This is a genomic window from Tropicimonas sp. IMCC6043 (assembly GCF_004146235.1).
Taxonomy (GTDB): Bacteria; Pseudomonadota; Alphaproteobacteria; order Rhodobacterales; family Rhodobacteraceae; genus Tropicimonas.
Window position 1 is genome coordinate 1 of sequence record NZ_SELO01000018.1, and the last position, 15,525, is coordinate 15,525.

General features: G+C 64.4%; 15 protein-coding genes and 1 tRNA gene. 7 read left to right on the forward strand and 9 right to left on the reverse strand.

The window, feature by feature from the left end; genetic code table 11:
• Positions 1 to 104 precede the first annotated feature (104 nt).
• From EU800_RS15740 to EU800_RS15750, 3 genes are all read right to left on the reverse strand, one after another.
• Positions 105 to 656: an integrase arm-type DNA-binding domain-containing protein gene (locus EU800_RS15740; RefSeq protein WP_165354690.1), complete on the reverse strand. Its 552-nt coding sequence runs from the start codon at positions 654 to 656 to the stop codon at positions 105 to 107.
• 381 nt (positions 657 to 1,037) lie between these two features.
• Positions 1,038 to 2,426, reverse strand: coding sequence for a MarR family winged helix-turn-helix transcriptional regulator (locus EU800_RS15745; RefSeq protein WP_129633995.1), 1,389 nt, complete (start codon positions 2,424 to 2,426; stop codon positions 1,038 to 1,040).
• Positions 2,427 to 2,615: 189 nt separating this feature from the next.
• Positions 2,616 to 3,518 carry a GntR family transcriptional regulator gene (locus EU800_RS15750; RefSeq protein WP_129633996.1) on the reverse strand — a complete coding sequence of 301 codons (903 nt, stop codon included), beginning with the start codon at positions 3,516 to 3,518 and terminating at the stop codon, positions 2,616 to 2,618.
• A 138-nt stretch (positions 3,519 to 3,656) separates the two neighbouring features.
• On the opposite strand from EU800_RS15750, the gene EU800_RS15755 reads away from it, so the two are divergent.
• Positions 3,657 to 4,343: a D-lyxose/D-mannose family sugar isomerase gene (locus EU800_RS15755; protein WP_129633997.1), complete on the forward strand. Its 687-nt coding sequence runs from the start codon at positions 3,657 to 3,659 to the stop codon at positions 4,341 to 4,343.
• Between the two features lie 73 nt (positions 4,344 to 4,416).
• Here the strand turns inward: EU800_RS15755 and EU800_RS15760 are convergent, their stop codons facing one another.
• From EU800_RS15760 to EU800_RS15775, 4 genes are all read right to left on the reverse strand, one after another.
• Positions 4,417 to 5,502 (reverse strand): diguanylate cyclase, encoded by a 1,086-nt coding sequence (locus EU800_RS15760; protein WP_242500601.1) that lies wholly within the window; start codon positions 5,500 to 5,502, stop codon positions 4,417 to 4,419.
• Complete coding sequence (locus EU800_RS15765) at positions 5,499 to 6,107, reverse strand: heme NO-binding domain-containing protein (protein ID WP_129633998.1); 609 nt, start codon at positions 6,105 to 6,107, stop codon at positions 5,499 to 5,501. The genes EU800_RS15760 and EU800_RS15765 overlap by 4 nt, the downstream gene beginning before the upstream one ends.
• 102 nt (positions 6,108 to 6,209) lie before the next feature.
• On the reverse strand, positions 6,210 to 6,905 hold the full coding sequence (locus EU800_RS15770; RefSeq protein WP_129633999.1) for an HAD family hydrolase: 696 nt from the start codon (positions 6,903 to 6,905) through the stop codon (positions 6,210 to 6,212).
• A 12-nt stretch (positions 6,906 to 6,917) separates the two neighbouring features.
• On the reverse strand, positions 6,918 to 7,196 hold the full coding sequence (locus EU800_RS15775) for a DUF3572 domain-containing protein (RefSeq protein WP_129634000.1): 279 nt from the start codon (positions 7,194 to 7,196) through the stop codon (positions 6,918 to 6,920).
• Positions 7,197 to 7,296: 100 nt separating this feature from the next.
• On the opposite strand from EU800_RS15775, the gene EU800_RS15780 reads away from it, so the two are divergent.
• Complete coding sequence (locus EU800_RS15780) at positions 7,297 to 8,706, forward strand: diguanylate cyclase (protein WP_129634001.1); 1,410 nt, start codon at positions 7,297 to 7,299, stop codon at positions 8,704 to 8,706.
• A gap of 169 nt (positions 8,707 to 8,875) precedes the next feature.
• Here EU800_RS15780 and EU800_RS15785 read toward each other — a convergent pair whose 3' ends face one another.
• On the reverse strand, positions 8,876 to 10,534 hold the full coding sequence (locus EU800_RS15785) for an oligosaccharide flippase family protein (RefSeq protein ID WP_129634002.1): 1,659 nt from the start codon (positions 10,532 to 10,534) through the stop codon (positions 8,876 to 8,878).
• Between EU800_RS15785 and EU800_RS15790 the strand changes: the two genes are divergently transcribed.
• Positions 10,498 to 10,573, forward strand: a tRNA-Trp gene (locus EU800_RS15790). The genes EU800_RS15785 and EU800_RS15790 overlap by 37 nt on opposite strands.
• Before the next feature lie 281 nt (positions 10,574 to 10,854).
• On the opposite strand, the gene EU800_RS15795 is transcribed toward EU800_RS15790, so the two are convergent.
• Positions 10,855 to 11,907 (reverse strand): Hint domain-containing protein, encoded by a 1,053-nt coding sequence (locus EU800_RS15795; RefSeq protein WP_129634003.1) that lies wholly within the window; start codon positions 11,905 to 11,907, stop codon positions 10,855 to 10,857.
• Positions 11,908 to 12,158: 251 nt separating this feature from the next.
• Between EU800_RS15795 and EU800_RS15800 the strand changes: the two genes are divergently transcribed.
• From EU800_RS15800 to EU800_RS15815, 4 genes are all read left to right on the forward strand, one after another.
• On the forward strand, positions 12,159 to 13,232 hold the full coding sequence (locus tag EU800_RS15800; RefSeq protein WP_129634004.1) for an FAD-binding oxidoreductase: 1,074 nt from the start codon (positions 12,159 to 12,161) through the stop codon (positions 13,230 to 13,232).
• Positions 13,233 to 13,427: 195 nt separating this feature from the next.
• Positions 13,428 to 13,772 (forward strand): carboxymuconolactone decarboxylase family protein, encoded by a 345-nt coding sequence (locus EU800_RS15805; RefSeq protein WP_129634005.1) that lies wholly within the window; start codon positions 13,428 to 13,430, stop codon positions 13,770 to 13,772.
• A 170-nt stretch (positions 13,773 to 13,942) separates the two neighbouring features.
• Positions 13,943 to 14,536, forward strand: coding sequence for a L,D-transpeptidase (locus EU800_RS15810; RefSeq protein WP_129634006.1), 594 nt, complete (start codon positions 13,943 to 13,945; stop codon positions 14,534 to 14,536).
• 23 nt (positions 14,537 to 14,559) lie between these two features.
• Positions 14,560 to 15,525 carry a hypothetical protein gene (locus tag EU800_RS15815; protein WP_129634007.1) on the forward strand — a complete coding sequence of 322 codons (966 nt, stop codon included), beginning with the start codon at positions 14,560 to 14,562 and terminating at the stop codon, positions 15,523 to 15,525.

Sequence of the window (15,525 nt, forward strand, 5' to 3'; positions counted from 1 at the left end):
CGCAAAGCCGCCGCTCGAACCTACGAACCGCTTTGGCAGGTCGTCGGACACGTCTGCAACCTCTTCACTGAAGAAGAATGCTACAACTTCTTCAAGGCCGCAGGCTATGAAACCGAATAGATTGGGAACGCTCTAGCGTAAGTGATTGTTCCATTTCTGGAATAGTCGTCTATCCGCGCCTGCAAGTCCGAACGCGTGAGACTTGCCATGGGCGACGAAAGGAAATCTTTCAGTGTTCGCCTTAGCTCTCGCTCAACGGCCCTACCGGTCGATAGGCCGGACAAGCGCAGGTCGGCGTAGATCCGAAGCACTTGCTCGACTGAAAGCTGCGATGCTGCGATGCGCTCCGCCTCTAACCGTTCGACTTCCACCGCCGCGACCCTATCGACACCCCTGATTGCCTCGGCCTCGATTTCTGCGGCAAGAGCGCGGGCCTCGGACAACCTGACGTCCGGCCACGCGCCGAGGGTGTGCTTTCTCTTTGGGCCGCCTTTGACGCGCTTCTCGAACACCCAAGAGGATCGTTTCACCCCGACCCGTAGCATGAGCCCGCGTCGCAAGGCGTCCGCGTAGATATCCCGCCCTTTGATCGGCGGCTTGATGCTTTCCAGGAAACGGTCGGTCAGTTTTCGCTTGCTGTGATCTTTGGGGGACAATTGGGGGACATTTCTGCTTGGCTTCAGGGGGACTTCTATGGATGACAGTAGACAAAAACTGATTGGGGACAAGCGCTCAGGCCATTTAAAAACTTAAAATTTTTGCAAGTATCTCGGATGTGACTGGACGATGGCGGACGACTTGGCACGATACGCCCAATTCTAGATGGTCACTGACTTCTAATCAGCAGGTTCGGGATTCGAGTCCTCGTGGGGTCGCCAAGAATTTCTTTAGCTACTTGAATTTTATAGGGGGCTATTCTACCCAAGGCTTCCCCCTTTTGCGGCCGGAACAACGCGGAACTCAGACGCCAGAAGCCGCAGACGAAGAGCCGCTGCATACTCGAAAGGCCGACGCCGAGTTTCCTGTCCTTCCGCCACTCAGATCGCGTTCGCGCAGCGCAGCCGGAGGACGTCCATCACCAACTGCGGCAACTCGAGGCAGGGCTGTTCAATCACCTGGCCATCGAGCCGCAACACCAGGGTGTGGAAATGACCCGCCCCCTTTGCTTCGGCCGGAATGATCGAGAAATGGGTGAGCCGGCCATAGGGAACGAAGATGTCGTTGGTCGCGTACCAGGCGACGCCGCGGCGATGCGCGGGCTCACCCCGGTTGAGGATCACGAGTTCCTTCGGCGAGTCGAGGATCATCACCCCTGTCGAGACGGCCCGTTTCCCCGCCGCATCGACACAACTCCGTCCCGCAGATTCGAAATGCACCGGCTCCAACGGCCCTTCGGTGCGTCGGCGGATTTCGAGCAACGCCGAGCCGAAGACGATATCGGCATCGGTAAACTCGACCTCCGGGAACTCCGGAAGCGCCGCCTTCGGGACAGCAGGCGCCGGAGAGAGCTTCGCGCGGACGAAATCCGTGACCCTGTCCATCAACTCGGACGACACCTGGTTGAACTCGAGCTTCAGCCGGTTGGCGTCCTTAAGATACACCGTCCAGATTCCCTGAAGACGGTCGCTGAAGCTTCCGACCGCGGCCACGTCGTCCCAGGCGACCTGAGTCCGGGTCACGCTCCCGTCCTCGAGGCGCGCGAGGAAGAACCCGTCGTCATCGACGGCGAAGACAGCCTCGTACAGATCCATCCCTGGTCTGAGCTGCCGCCGGTCGGCATTGCGCGGAACCTTCAGGAGAAAACGCGCATGCTCATGTTCAGGAAAGAAGGTGCGGAATCTTGGCGGTATGTCTGCGGCGGCCTTAACTTCCGTGAGCCAGGGGCCGAAGGCGTCGTATTCCTTGCGGTCCTCGGGACTGGCGGCGTGATACCAGTTGACCGGTTTCGAGACGGTGTCATTGGCGTGTGTCATCGCTTCCTCCTCGAGTTTCCGGAAATGGGCCGACAGCAGGTCGAGCCCCTGCGACGCGGCAAGGCTGTCATCCGGCGCAAGGCGCGCGAAAGTCTCCCGCAGCCCCTGCCTGCGTCTTTCCGTTATGTGCGTCGCCAGCGCGGCGCCCGCCGGCGTCAGTTCGACCCGATAGCTGCGCTCGTCCTCCGGGATGTCCCGCCGCCCCAGGAGCCCCAGGTCCTCGAGACGGCGCAACACCGCGGTCAGGCTGCCCTTCTGCATATTAAGACCACGACTGATCCGCGTCGGCGAGAGCGGCCCGTCCTCGGCGAGCGCCATCACCACCATGACTTCGCTCTCGAGAAGACGCCTGCCACCAAACTCCGCGCTGTAGAGAAGCGGGGCGATGTGCACGGGCAAATGGCGCAGGAATTCACTCAGGCTGCGGCCGAGCCTGTCGGCAGAGGAGGCCATCACGGACTCCACATTGTTTGATTTCTAACTATACCGCGAAAGCAGTAAAAAGTCAAAGAAATCCGGGGCACAGTCGGCGTGGTCAGTGCTGTTCCCGACCTCAGCAGAAGAAGCTGGGACGGCATCGGCGGTGCCGAGGCGCGGGTGCGGTTTCCATCCTTCCAGGCCGGTGTCACGGGATCGCGAAACTCAGGCAGGCTCGTCCCAACGAACGGACGCGAGCAAGGTGCGGCGCGACGAGGCGAGGTGCACGCGAAACAGTGCCAGCGCCGCCCTGTCGTCACCGGCGTCGAGCGCCTCGATGATCGCGAGATGTTCGCGGCAGGCCACGCGGTTGCGTTCTGCCTCGTCCGCCTTGTTCCAGCGGTAGTGGTAGTGGAAGATCAGTGGCACGATCTCGAAGAAATCATCAGCGAAACGGTTCTTCAAAAGCTCCATAAGAAGCCTGTGAAACCGCTCGTCGAGCCGCGGAAGGGCAAGCGCGCTCGCCGTATCGCGCTCCGCGACCTCGCGGAAGGCCGGTGCCATGGCGATGAGCTCGGCGCGCGCTGCGCTCTCGGGTCCATCCGCCAACAGCACCTCGAATGCCTTCAGTTCGAACATCTCCCGCACGTCGAACAGTTCGATGGCGAAGGCGCGCGTGAAACCGCGCAGGACCCAATGCCGGTTCGGCTGCTTCTCGATTAACCCGAAGCGCGAAAAGCGGATCAGGAACTCGCGTACCGCCGAGGGGCTGGTGCCGAAAGTGCGCGCCAGTTCGCTCTCGCGCAAAACTGCTCCCGGCTCCAGATCGCCGCCGAGAACATATTCCATGAAACGCGTCTCAATCTTCTGCGCCGTCGTCTGTGTCTCCTCGTCGCCGAAGCGGTCGGTGCCTTGCGGCGCGCGAAGCACGGTCTTGTAGCGCCCGTTCCAGGCGATCAGGCCCTGCGCCCGCAGCCGGTCCAGCACCGCCCGGACCGTCGTGCGCGAGACACTCAAGTGTTCGGCGATGACGCTCTCCGAGGGCAACCGCCCCCGCGCACCGACGTCGTCCAGAATATCGAGGGCACGGTTGTAGGCGTCCTTGAAGACGGCACTTGATCTGGCCATGGCACGACTCCCGCGTAGGATGCGCATTGAGGTACTACGGCCGCGCGAGTATGTCGAACCGAACCGTGTAGTGTCTCGCTGACTGCCTGGGAGCGGGACACGGCCTGTCAATCGAACCGAGGCAACCGGGAGGTTCCGATGAAGAGATCCAAGATCAACGAAATCATGGCGGCGGCGGACGAGATGATCCGCTCGTTCGGCTTCACCCTGCCGCCGTTTGCCTATTGGACGCCCGAGGAGTTCCGCGACAATGCGGTGAGCGCGGCGCGGGTGATTGACGCTCGGATGGGCTGGGACATCACCGATTTCGGGCAAGGCGATTTCGACCGGCTCGGCCTCTTTCTCTTCACGCTGCGCAATGGCGAGCTGAGCGACCTGAGACGTGGCGGCGGCATGTGCTATGCCGAGAAGCTGTTGATTTCGCGACAAGATCAGATCTCGCCGATGCACCGCCACGTGGTGAAGGCGGAAGACATCATCAACCGGGGAGGCGCGACCATGGCGATCGAGCTCTTCGGTTCCGACCCAGACGGGAATTTCGACCAGGGCGCGGGCGGCATGGTGATGTGCGACGGGATCGCACGGCCCTTTAAACCCGGCGAGGTCCTGCTCTTCCAACCCGGCGAGAGCGTGACCTTGATGCCCGGCGACTGGCATGCCTTCTGGGGCGAGGGCGGCGACGTGCTGATCGGCGAGGTCTCGACGGTGAATGACGACCTGACCGACAACATTTACCGCGACCCGATCGGCCGGTTTTCCGAGATCGAGGAGGACGTCGCACCGACGCATCTTCTGGTGAGCGACTACGAGATCTGGCTGCGCTGACGCAGCCGATTCCAGACCCGCGGCTTAGGATAGCCACGTCGCAGCCGGCACAGCCCAAGCGTGTGGCCGCGGGTCAGGGCGTGACGGAGTCGGTCTTGGCTCCGCCGTCCGGCTGCGCCGGCGCCAGCGTGGCACACCCGCGGCCGGCCCGCTTCGAGGCGTAGAGCGCGTCGTCGGCCGCAGCCAGCAGCGCCTCAATGCTCCGGTAGGGAGCCCGCTCGCTCGTCGTCACCCCGATCGAGCCCGAGATCCGCAACCGGTCACCGCCTCTCTGGATCGGCTCCTCGAGCCGCCGGATAATGCGGCTGGAGATCTCCATCAGGAGAGAGGTATCGACCAGCCCCAGGAAGACCACGGTGAACTCGTCCCCACCGACGCGGGCGACGATGTCGTTCCGGCGCGTTTCGCGGACAAGACACCGGGCGACGATCTGTAGAACCTCGTCGCCGGCAGCATGGCCATGGGTGTCGTTGACCTGCTTGAAATAGTCGATATCGAGATGCAGAAGGCCGAAGGCGATCCGGTCGCGAACCAGTCGCGCCAGGACATGGTCCAAAGCGCGACGGTTTTTCAGCCCCGTCAACGTATCCGTGAATGCCTGCTCCTCGGCGGCGATCTTCGCTCCCTGCAGGCGCAGGTTCAGTTTTTTCGACTCGTTCAGCGCCGCGGATTTCGCCTCGACGAGATAAAGCATCTCGACGGCGAGATCCGTGACGGCGAAATCGGCGGCCGTCAGGTCATAGAAGCGGACCGCGTCGACAAGAGAAAACCCGAAGGAGAGGTTCAGGAGCGCGCCCTCCCGTTCGCCGAGCGACACGATGACCGCCTTCAGGTTCCGCTGTGATGCATTTGCCTGGGACAGCGTGAGGGAGAGCCGACCACCTTCGGCCTGGAGGAGATCAAAGACACTCCGCGCACCGCGCGGCCTGCGGATCTCGAAGAGCCGGAACAGGTTCTCGCCCACCAGATCGCGGCGCGGAAAGAGTTTCTGCAACGTCCGGGCGGCGCGGAGGATATGTCCGTCCGGTCCGACCACCATATGCATCGGCATCAGCCGGTCGAGCGCTGAGTCCGCAAGCGACAGCCCGGTCTCGGCGGCGGTCGAGCCTCCTTGGGGCCGGGAGCTGACGGTTGCGGACGTGACCTCGGGCCGGCTCACCGACGCACCTCCTGCACCCTGCTGAACGGTCGCGCCAACGAGAAACTACGGCCTTCGGAAAATTCGGCATCGAGAAGGCTGATCCGGATCACGATCTCCCCCCCATCCAGCTCCACGTGTTCGAGAAAAACGAGCGCTCCGTAATCGTCGGCCAGCGCCCGGAGGATCCCCATCAGAACGTAGGCGAAGCCGCGATCTGCACCGTGAACACGAAGCTCGAACTGCCCGTCCTCACCGCCGAAGAGCTCGAGGCCGGGCATCTCGAGATCGGGCACGGCGAGCCGCGCGCGATCCGGCAGATCGTCCAGAGACGATAGGAATTCTGCGAAGGTGACACCACCGAACCGCAAGAGGCGGCGGATCGCCTCGGTATTGGGGTGGCTGATGAGATAGGTGCCGACATCCTCAAGCACCATGTCCACCGGCTTGTCGAGCCTTTGCGTCACGTTATCAAGCAGATCATGCGTCAGCGTGTCGTCGTAGACGAGCATCGCCTCGAATCCGGCGGCGCTGATGCCGATCTTCTCGGCGATATCCGACCAGAGCGCATCCCCATAGGTGTCCCTGACGAAGCATTGGATGGATCGATTGACGAGACCGTGCATGGGATGGCCATTCCTCCGCCGAGGAGGCTAAGAAATTTGGCTTAAGAAAGTGACAACGTCGACCAGCGACCAATCGTAGGGAAGGGAAAAGAAGTGGTTCGGTCAGGCAAGACCCAGCCAGTCGGGAAGATGACCGATATCGGGAAGGACGACGGCGGCATGTCCGGCGAGATGCTCGCGCCTTGCCGGGCCGGACAGTACCGCAATCGGCACCATGCCGGCCGCCGCACCGGCGTGGAGATCATGGGTCGAGTCGCCAACCATCGCTACCTGCTCCGGCGGGAGGCCGATCGTCTCGCAGAAGGCAAGGCACTGGCCGGGATCCGGTTTCGCCCCATGACCGCTGTCTGCGCCGACGACGAAATCAAAACATGCAAGGGCACCAATGCTGGATAGCTGCTCCCTCGCAGCGGCCTCCGCATCGTTGGTGGCGACGCCAAGGACCAAGCCACTGGCCTTGAGCTGCGCCAAGAGCGGCACCAGCGGGACGGCCTCGACCGGCGTGAGCCACTTTGAGCTCGCGATCAGATAATCCACAAGTTGAGCGCGATCCATTTCCGGCAGTTCCGGCAAAAGTGCTGCGACCGAGTCATCCACTGTGCCAGCAATTGCCACGCTATCAGGCGCAAAGCGTCGCGCCAGCCGGTCGAGCCGGATGCGGCTGGCGAGAAGGTCGGCATGACCGGTATCGCCGTCGGCGAGGTCCAGAACGAGGTCGGCCGCCCATCCCCCCCAGGTCGCCTGAAAGTCGAACAGCGTCCCGTCCTTGTCGAAGAGCAATCCGCGGATCTTCGGCATCGCAGGTTCCTCTCAGGTCCAGTTCGGCAGCGCACCGCCTGAAAGCGCCTGCCGCGCCGCGAGCGGCGCACGATAGTCCAGCCGCGCCGAATCGCAGAAGGCAATAACCCAGTCGTCATCCATGACCAGGAAATCCAGCACGGAGGCAAGGAAGAGCGGGTCTTCCGCCCCGGCTTTCGCGTCTTGCAAAGACGCGCCGGTCGCGCCGAGAAAGACCGGCAGGAGCGCGTCATTCCCGATCAGCCAGGCGAGCGCTGTGATCGCCAGCGTCTCTGCGGAGTCTCTGTGCATCGGTGGTCCGTAAAACTCTGAGAAAGGTTTCATTAACCAATCTCAAGAATGATGCAACGGAACAAGAGCCGGAGAGAGCTCGACACAGGAGTGTGGCGATATGCCAGGCAGAATTCTGGTTGTTGACGATGTTGCCACCAACAGGATCATCCTGAAGGTCAAGCTCGCGAGCGCCGCCTACGAAGTGCTTCAGGCCGGTGGCGGCGCGGAAGCGCTCAGGATGGCACAGCGCGACCGGCCGGATCTGATCCTGCTCGATTCGGCGATGCCGGATCTGGACGGGCTGGAGGTCTGCCGCAGGCTCAAGGCCGACAAGCGCACGGCAGAAATCCCGATCATCATGGTGACGGCACGAGACGATCCGGCGTCCAGAATCGCCGCGCTGGAAGCCGGTGCAGAAGATTTCATGTCCAAGCCGCTGGACGACATCGGCCTGCTCGCGCGGGTGCGCTCGCTGCTGCGCGCAAGCGGGATCGCCTCGGAACTGGCGCTTCGGGAAGGGACGCGGCAGGCGCTCGGATTCGCCGAACCGACCTGCGACTTCGCGCCCGCCGGCCGGTTCTGCCTGATAGCTGCGGACGAGGCCACGGCCACCCTCTGGCGCCACGGGCTGGCCGACAGGCTGCGCGACCAACTGGAAGTCTGCGCTCCGCACGACGCGCTGAAGGAGGCCGGCAAGACCGCGCCGGATCTCTATGTGATCGCCGCCGACCTCACCCGCGACGGCGAGGGGCTGATGTTGCTGTCCGAGCTTCGCTCCCGCCAGAGCACGCGGCACGCCGGCATCATCATCGCTGTTGATCGCGCGGCGCAGACTGCGGCGAGCATGGCGCTGGACATGGGGGCATCCGACATCGTCACCCTTCCGATCGATTTTGACGAGTTGGCACTCCGCATGCGCGCGCAGTTCGCCCGCAAGCGCCAGGGCGACCGGTTGCGCTCCCGCGTCCGCGACGGCTTGCAACTCGCGGTGACCGACCCGTTGACCGGCCTCTTCAACCGCCGCTATGCGATGTCCCACTTGACCCGGGTGCGGGACCGGGCGCTCGCCGCAGACCGGACCTTTGCGGCCATGCTGATCGATCTCGACCGCTTCAAGCAGGTGAACGACACCCATGGTCATGCAGCCGGGGACGTCGTACTGAAATCGGTGTCGGAAATCCTCAGCGCCAACCTGCGCAGCGTCGATCTGGTGGCGCGGATCGGTGGCGAGGAATTCCTTGCCATCCTCCCGGACATCGTGCCGCGTGCCGCCAGGAAGACTGCCGAGCGTCTCCGCGAAGCTGTAAGCGGCCGGCCGATAGCCTTGCCGAGCGGGACAGTTGGCGGTGAACCTGTCACGATGCTCCAGACGGTCTCGATCGGCCTGGTGACCGGTGGCGGCGGACCGGCCGGCTCGGATGTCAGCTTGACCGAGTTGCTCGAGCGGGCGGACAAGGCGCTCTACGAAGCCAAGAAATGCGGCCGCAACCGCGTCGCTCTCGCCGCTGCGGGACGCGCGGCGGCCTGACCGCCACCTGTGAAGCCTCAGATAGCTCTTCACCCGGTTCCGAGGTAGGATGCAGTCGCCGAACTCCGGCCCGAGATACCGAAAAGATGATCAGTCCCCGAAGTGGCGCCCGCCTTGTCTCCTCGAACGAAGTCAGCGGTGGTGTCCGACTCCGATCCGGCGCGGCCGATCAACCGAAGTAGACGGCCTGGAACCGAAAGGCGTAGACGACGACGATCGTGGTGGCCGCGACGATATCGATCCAGGGCGTCACCATGCCGTAGCGCCGCGACAGACCGGCGGAAATCGGGAGCACGAACATCGTGCCGGCACCGAGACCCGCGATCATTCCATGCACTCCGGCAAGCTGAAATCCGATCCAGAGCCCGGAAATGCAAAGAACCGCCGAACAGGACTGAGCCACCGAATGAGCGCGGCTGTCGCCCTTGGCCAGGAGCGCACTCAAATAGGGCATGCAGAGAACCGAAATCGCACCATTGAGGGCCAAGAGAGCCAGATACCCACCTGCGTCGGAATACCGGGGGTCATAAAGGAACCTCACCAGCGGCTCGGCGAGAAAGGACAGGGCCGCAAAGACCGGCAGAGTTCCGGCGAAGATGAAAATTTTCATCTTGCGCATCACCGCCGGAAAGTCCTTCGGACGTTCGCCTGAGATCCGCGACAGCGTCGGGAAGGCTACGGATTCGAGAATCCTGACGACGAGATCGCCGAGCGCCCAGGACATTGTCGTGGCGATGGTGATCAAGCCAAGCGTATCAAGCGGGATCAGGAAACCCATGAGTGCCTTGTTTCCCTGGCCCGCGAAGTACGTCATCAGCGTCGCGAGCAGGATCCAGCGCCCAAAGGTGACGATTTCCACGAGGGCATCGCGTTCGAGCCGGAAGCGGTGCTCGAAAGGCGGCAACATCCGGTAGCTGAGGAAAAGCTGGAGGCAGGCGCCCAGCAGCCCTCCGATGACCAGCGCCCAGACATTCTGAAGATACCAAGCAACCAGGACGTTCAGCGCTGTCGTGCCGACCTGTACCAACAGCCCCAACAGCGTCAGACGGCCGAGTTGCATCTTGCGCCGGCAGGTGGCCGAGGAGATGGACGTCACGCCCTTGATGCTGGAGGACACCGACAGGGCACAGAGCAGTGGGAACAGCACGGGCTCGTCGTAGATCCGCGAAATCGGCCAGGCGAGCAGGCAGAGCACGATAGTGATGCCGACGCCGCGGATGGCCTGGATCGTCCATGCGGTCCGCAGGAATTCCGGATCGTCGCCTCGCGGGCTACGGATCACCGAGGGCACCGTCCCAAGGTCGCTCAAAAGCGAAAGCGCCATCATGAAGACGGACGCGAGGCTCATCAGTCCGAACACTTCCGGAGCCAGAAGCCGGGTCAGCACGAGCGTCGAGAGCAAACGGATCATGTATTGCAGGCCGAAGCCGGTAGTGGTCCAGACGGTCCCACGCAGGGCTGTCGCCCGAAGGCCGGACCCCTTCAGGACACGCGGGACGATATCGACGACAGACATGATGGTCGGTTGCTTTCCGCCAGTTTCTACAGCACTCGAAATGGACTTGGCGCCATCGGGAAATTGGCGAGGGAAGATGGCAATTTCCGGGCGAGCATTAGCCGATGCTCGGTCCGAGTTCCACTCAAAAGCTCGGATTGGAACAATACCGGATGGCGTCATCGGCGTTGGACGGCGACGCGCAAGTTCCCCAAGCACAGAAACGACACCTCGTTCGACAGCGTGAGCATTCCGCTTGACGCTCCTCTGCCGAAAACCTAAGAAACGCGGACTGTAGGGGTATAGCTCAGCTGGTAGAGCGACGGTCTCCAAAACCGTAGGTCGCGGGTTCGAACCCTGCTGCCCCTGCCATTCAGCTTGCACGGTTTGTTTGGCTCGCTTGGCGGTATCGGAAAGCCCCCGACGGGTCGGATCCGAGTGCCCTACCCCGCTCTTGACCCGTGATGCCCCACCTAAGTGAGAATCACGACCACACCGCATGCCTCCCGTCAACGCAGCACCGGGACTCCAAGCGCCGTCCGGACCGTTCCAGTCTGTATTCCCACATTGGCCGACAGAACAGCGGACTGTTGGGACCGGGTGTCCAGAGAGGGTCGGGCAACAGGCTGTCTGTCGGCTCGTCGGTCTCCACCTCACGCAAGCGCGGATGTGAGGATCGCGGCTTCACCGGATGTCAGGCGGCGGCGCGCCGGAGCGCTGTCGCCGAACAGTCGCTCAACCGGCAATCCGACATCTGTTGCCAATTCCGGGAGCGCGCCGACATCTTCGGGCAGGACAGTCTCGAAGCCGAATCCACCCGCGGTCAGGATCTCGTGCCGGTCCAACAATAGCTGCACATAGGTCACCGAAGTCGCTTCGAGATCGACCGATATCCCCGGCAGCGCGAGAAGATCCTCCGCCCGCACCAGCACTTCGGCGCCGGCGAAGAGCAGGCCGGTGCGCTGCCCGGCAATCAGGAGACGGTGCGACCGCGCGAGCCGGAGAGGGCCCTCCGGCTGACCGGCGCCAAGCGCCCCTGCGGCAATGCGCACGGGCCGAAGCTGCGGCGCCATGTGAAGCCGTATGCCGTTCACCCTTTCCAGCGCGACTCGGAGAACCGGTTGCGGGCTTGCATCGCGCGTCAGCACGAGATCGCCCGGCCGGATCGCCTCGACCGCACGCGGTCCGGCCGGGGTATCGATGAGCGTTCCCGCGACAACGCCGAGCACGGAGCGCTCAGGCCACCGACGCGCGCGTGCCTCGGCCCGCGGCGTCGTGGTGACCCGGGCGATCCACAGATCGGTGTCGGGCGGCGGCAGTTCGCCGATAAACAGAACCAGGGGCTGCCCTGCGCCAGCGCGCTCAATCCGGCTTGCCGCGTAGGCCCGGCGCCCGTCGGTCAGAACGAACCCACGATCGAGAAGCTGGTCGGCGTCAATCTCCACCGCATCTCGAACTTTCGGTGGCGCTACGCGCCCGCAGATACGTCGCGCGGTCCGCGCCGCACGCCGGTGAAGCTCGGCGCGTTCCGCGCCGGGGTCGAGGCGCACGATCCCTTCCGGCCCGTCCAGTCGCAGCGCCGCGCCGCTCCACCGCCATGTCGCATCCGGGCGCATGTCCTCCGCCGCCGCGCCCCGGACTCCGTCGACCCAGGTTTGCGACCAACGGATGGCGAAACTGCCCTGTGGGCCCGTTACCATCTGCATCTGACTGCTCGATCTCAATTTATCCTTATTACCCAACGGGTAGCATAAATCAGCTTAGACAGGAAGCCTGTCCGCACGAAGGCCCATCAAGATCCCACTTGAGTTCTGGACGATCACCACAGTTCGTCGCGGGGCCTCGCTGCGCGGACCGCAGGGTGAACGTCCGCGAGTGCCCCGACCACCCGGCGCTCAGGCTCCCATCCGCCGGTTCGGCCCTTTCCCTCCGGACCGCACACTGTCAGAACGGCAGCATGAAGGATTTTCTCGTCATCGGCGGCGGCATCGCCGGAGTTTCCGCGGCGGCCGAACTGGCCGCGCACGGGTCCGTGGTGGTGCTCGAGACCGAGGCGGCGCTCGGCTACCACGCTTCGGGCCGCTCGGCAGCGATGTTCCTTGAGGGCTATGGCAATCGAGTCGTGCGGGCTCTGAACGCGGCCAGCGCACCGGCGCACCAGGAGATCGGCGTGCTCACGCCCCGCAGCTTCCTGATTGTCGGCGGGCTGGGGCAGGAGGCGGCTTTCGCCGAAAGCCGGGAAGCCTTCGGCGCGGAGGAGATCACGCCGGCCGAGGCCGCTTCGATCTGGCCGATCCTCGACACCGGACATTGCACCAAAGCCGCCTGGCTCGACACGGCGGCGGATCTCGATACCGACCTGCTGTTGCAGCATTTCGCCCGCAGGGCCCGGAAGGCCGGCGCTGAGATCCTGACCCGAGCGCCGGCCACCGAGATCAGCCGCACGCCGGACGGTTGGCGCGTCGGCACGCCGGATGGACCTCACCACGCCCGCCATCTCGTCAATGCCGCCGGCGCCTGGTCCGACCTCGTCGCGCAGACCGCCGGCATCGCCCCGCTCGGCATCCGCCCTCTGCGCCGCTCGATGGCCCGCCTGCCCGCTCCGGACGGGCTCGACACCCGCGACTGGCCCTTCGTCGATGCCGCCGACGAGAGCTGGTATGCCAAACCCGATGCGGGCGCGTGGCTGGTCTCTCCGGGCGACGAGGACCCTGTGGAGCCGCACGACGCCTGGGCGGACGACATGGTCATCGCCGAGGGCCTGGCCCGCTATCAGGACTTTGCCCGAGTCGATGTCACCCGGGTCGAGACGACCTGGGCCGGGCTGCGTAGCTTTGCTCCCGACCGCGCGCTGGTGATCGGACGGGACCCGGCCGATCCCACCTTCCTGTGGTGCGCCGGCCAGGGTGGCTACGGTTTCCAGACCGCGCCGGCCGCCGCGCGCCTACTGGCCGCGCTCGCCACCGGCACGCCGCCAGACCTCGACGCCGCGCTGGTCGCCGCCCTCCTGCCTGCCCGCTTCGCCCGCTAGAGTCGCAGGCCCCGGAAAGCCTCGACCCGACCGAGCAGGCCGCGCCTGCGACGGTGGATCATATTGATAAATCCGGACTGCTATCCCACCTCTTCGCCGGCCAAAGGACGCACCGCCCTCCCCGACCGCGGACGCCCGGGCGCCGGATGCGGGTGATCGGCACGCCGCGCCGGCAGGACACAGGAAGATCCCGGAATGGACTGGAACACCTATCTCGACGAAATGAACCGCCACCTGAGCGAGCTCGGCAAGGCGACACCGGCGACCACCAAGGGCTTCGGAACGCTGACCCGGGCCGCCAAGGAGAACGGTGTTCTCGACCTCAAAGCCAAGGAATTCGTTGCCCTCGGCATCTCGATCGCGATGCGTTGCGAGCCTTGCATCGGCTTCCATGTAAAGGCGCTTCATAAGGCCGGCGGCACCCGCGAGGAGCTCGCCGACGTCCTGGCGATCTCGATCCAGATGGGGGGCGGCCCCTCGCTCATGTATGCCGCCAAGACGCTAAGCGCCTGGGACCAACTGGTCGGGGAGGCCGGCTGAGACCGCGACCTTGTGCGGGCGGCGCCTCGGTGCCGGCCGGTTGTCTCGCCACCGCCTCCGGGCTGGCGGCGCTGTGAGGCATGCCGGCCGCCGAGATGCCCGCGAACGTTGCATTTTTCTTCGAAGCGGGCCAGAAATTCCCTGACAGTTCTTTTTCCGGAGGTATTCCCATGCCGACCCGCCGCCGTTTCCTGACCGCCTCCGCCGCCCTCGCCGCGGCGCCGCTCCTGCCTGTGTCGGGACTGGCCCAGACCACCGCCGCCACACCCGAGGAGAGCGCCCAGATCGACCCACGCTTTCTGCCGCAGGTGGTCCGGATCAAACAGCAGTTCCTTCCCGGCCAGTTGCTGATCCTGCCGCGCTCGCATTTCCTCTATTTCGTTGTCGAACCGCGCAAGGCGATCCGCTACGGGGTCGGTGTCGGCAGGGCGGGGCTCGAATTCACCGGCACTGCAACGATCGACGTCAAGAAGGAATGGCCGACCTGGAGACCGACCGACGAGATGATCGCCCGCGAACCGGACACCTACGCGAAGTTCAACGGCACCGATTACGTGATGCCCGGTGGCCCCGGTAATCCGCTCGGCGCCCGCGCGCTCTATCTGTTCCAGAACGGCAAGGACACGTTTTTCCGGATCCACGGCACTAACGCACCCGACTCGATCGGCCGTTCGGTTTCCAACGGTTGCATCCGGATGCTGAACGCCCATGTCATCGACCTCTACGACCGCGTGCCACTCGGCACCGTGGTAACGGTGCTTTGACCGCGCCGGTTCATCCGCCCCGCATGCAGCGCTGCCGCCTCTGCGGCCAGCCGCTTGCAGTCCGACAGGACGGGGATGTCTGCGACGGCCCGACCTGCCGGACCCGCGCCCGGATCGAACAGAACTATGAGATTGCCGCCAGGCGGCAGGCGAAGAGGGACCGTTTCTTCGAAATGTCAGTCCGCCGCGCCGCGCCGCTCTTCGACGAGCTCGCCCGCCGCCTCGGCGTCGAGGACCCGGACACGCTTCCAAAGGTCATGACCCCCTATATCGAACCGCCAGTCGAGGCGCGTTCGCTGGACGAGGTTCTGGACCTCGCCAGCCATATCGCGAAGATCACCGAGAAGGCATTCGCCGACGGCGAGGCCGATCTGAATCTCTACGGACGGTTCACCGTGTCCTTCGGCGACGTCGAAGAAAAGCCCCGGATGACCCGGGACGAGTCACAGGAGACGCCTGCAACATCCGACGAGGCGACGACGCTCGAGGAGTTCTTCGAACGCCGCGAGGCGGAGGCCGGCGACGAGCCGCTCGCGCTCACCGCCACCTGCATCGCATGCGGCGGCAATTGTTGCACGCGCGGTCTCGCCCACCATGCCTACCTGACGCCGGTCGACATCGCCTATTTCAGGCACCGGCGGCCCGACGCCACTCCGGCAAGCGTTATCGCCTACTACATGTCGCACCTCCCGGCGCGGTCGATCGCCCGCGCCTGCCTCTATCTCACCGAAACCGGATGCGCGCAGCCGCGCGAACTCCGGTCGGTGACCTGCAACCGTTTCCAATGCGGCCCGCGGCGGGAGATGAAGGAACAGCTCGACGCGCAGGGCGCCGGGATGTCGGCTGTGGTCGGCCTCGCGATCGATCACGACCGGATTCCGGAGGAGACGGGCGAGATGATCCGCGTTGTCACCGTGAAAGACGGCAAGGTCACCGTCCACGACGACCTTCGCCTCGGCGCGCTCCCCGATCACGGCCCCGAGGATTGA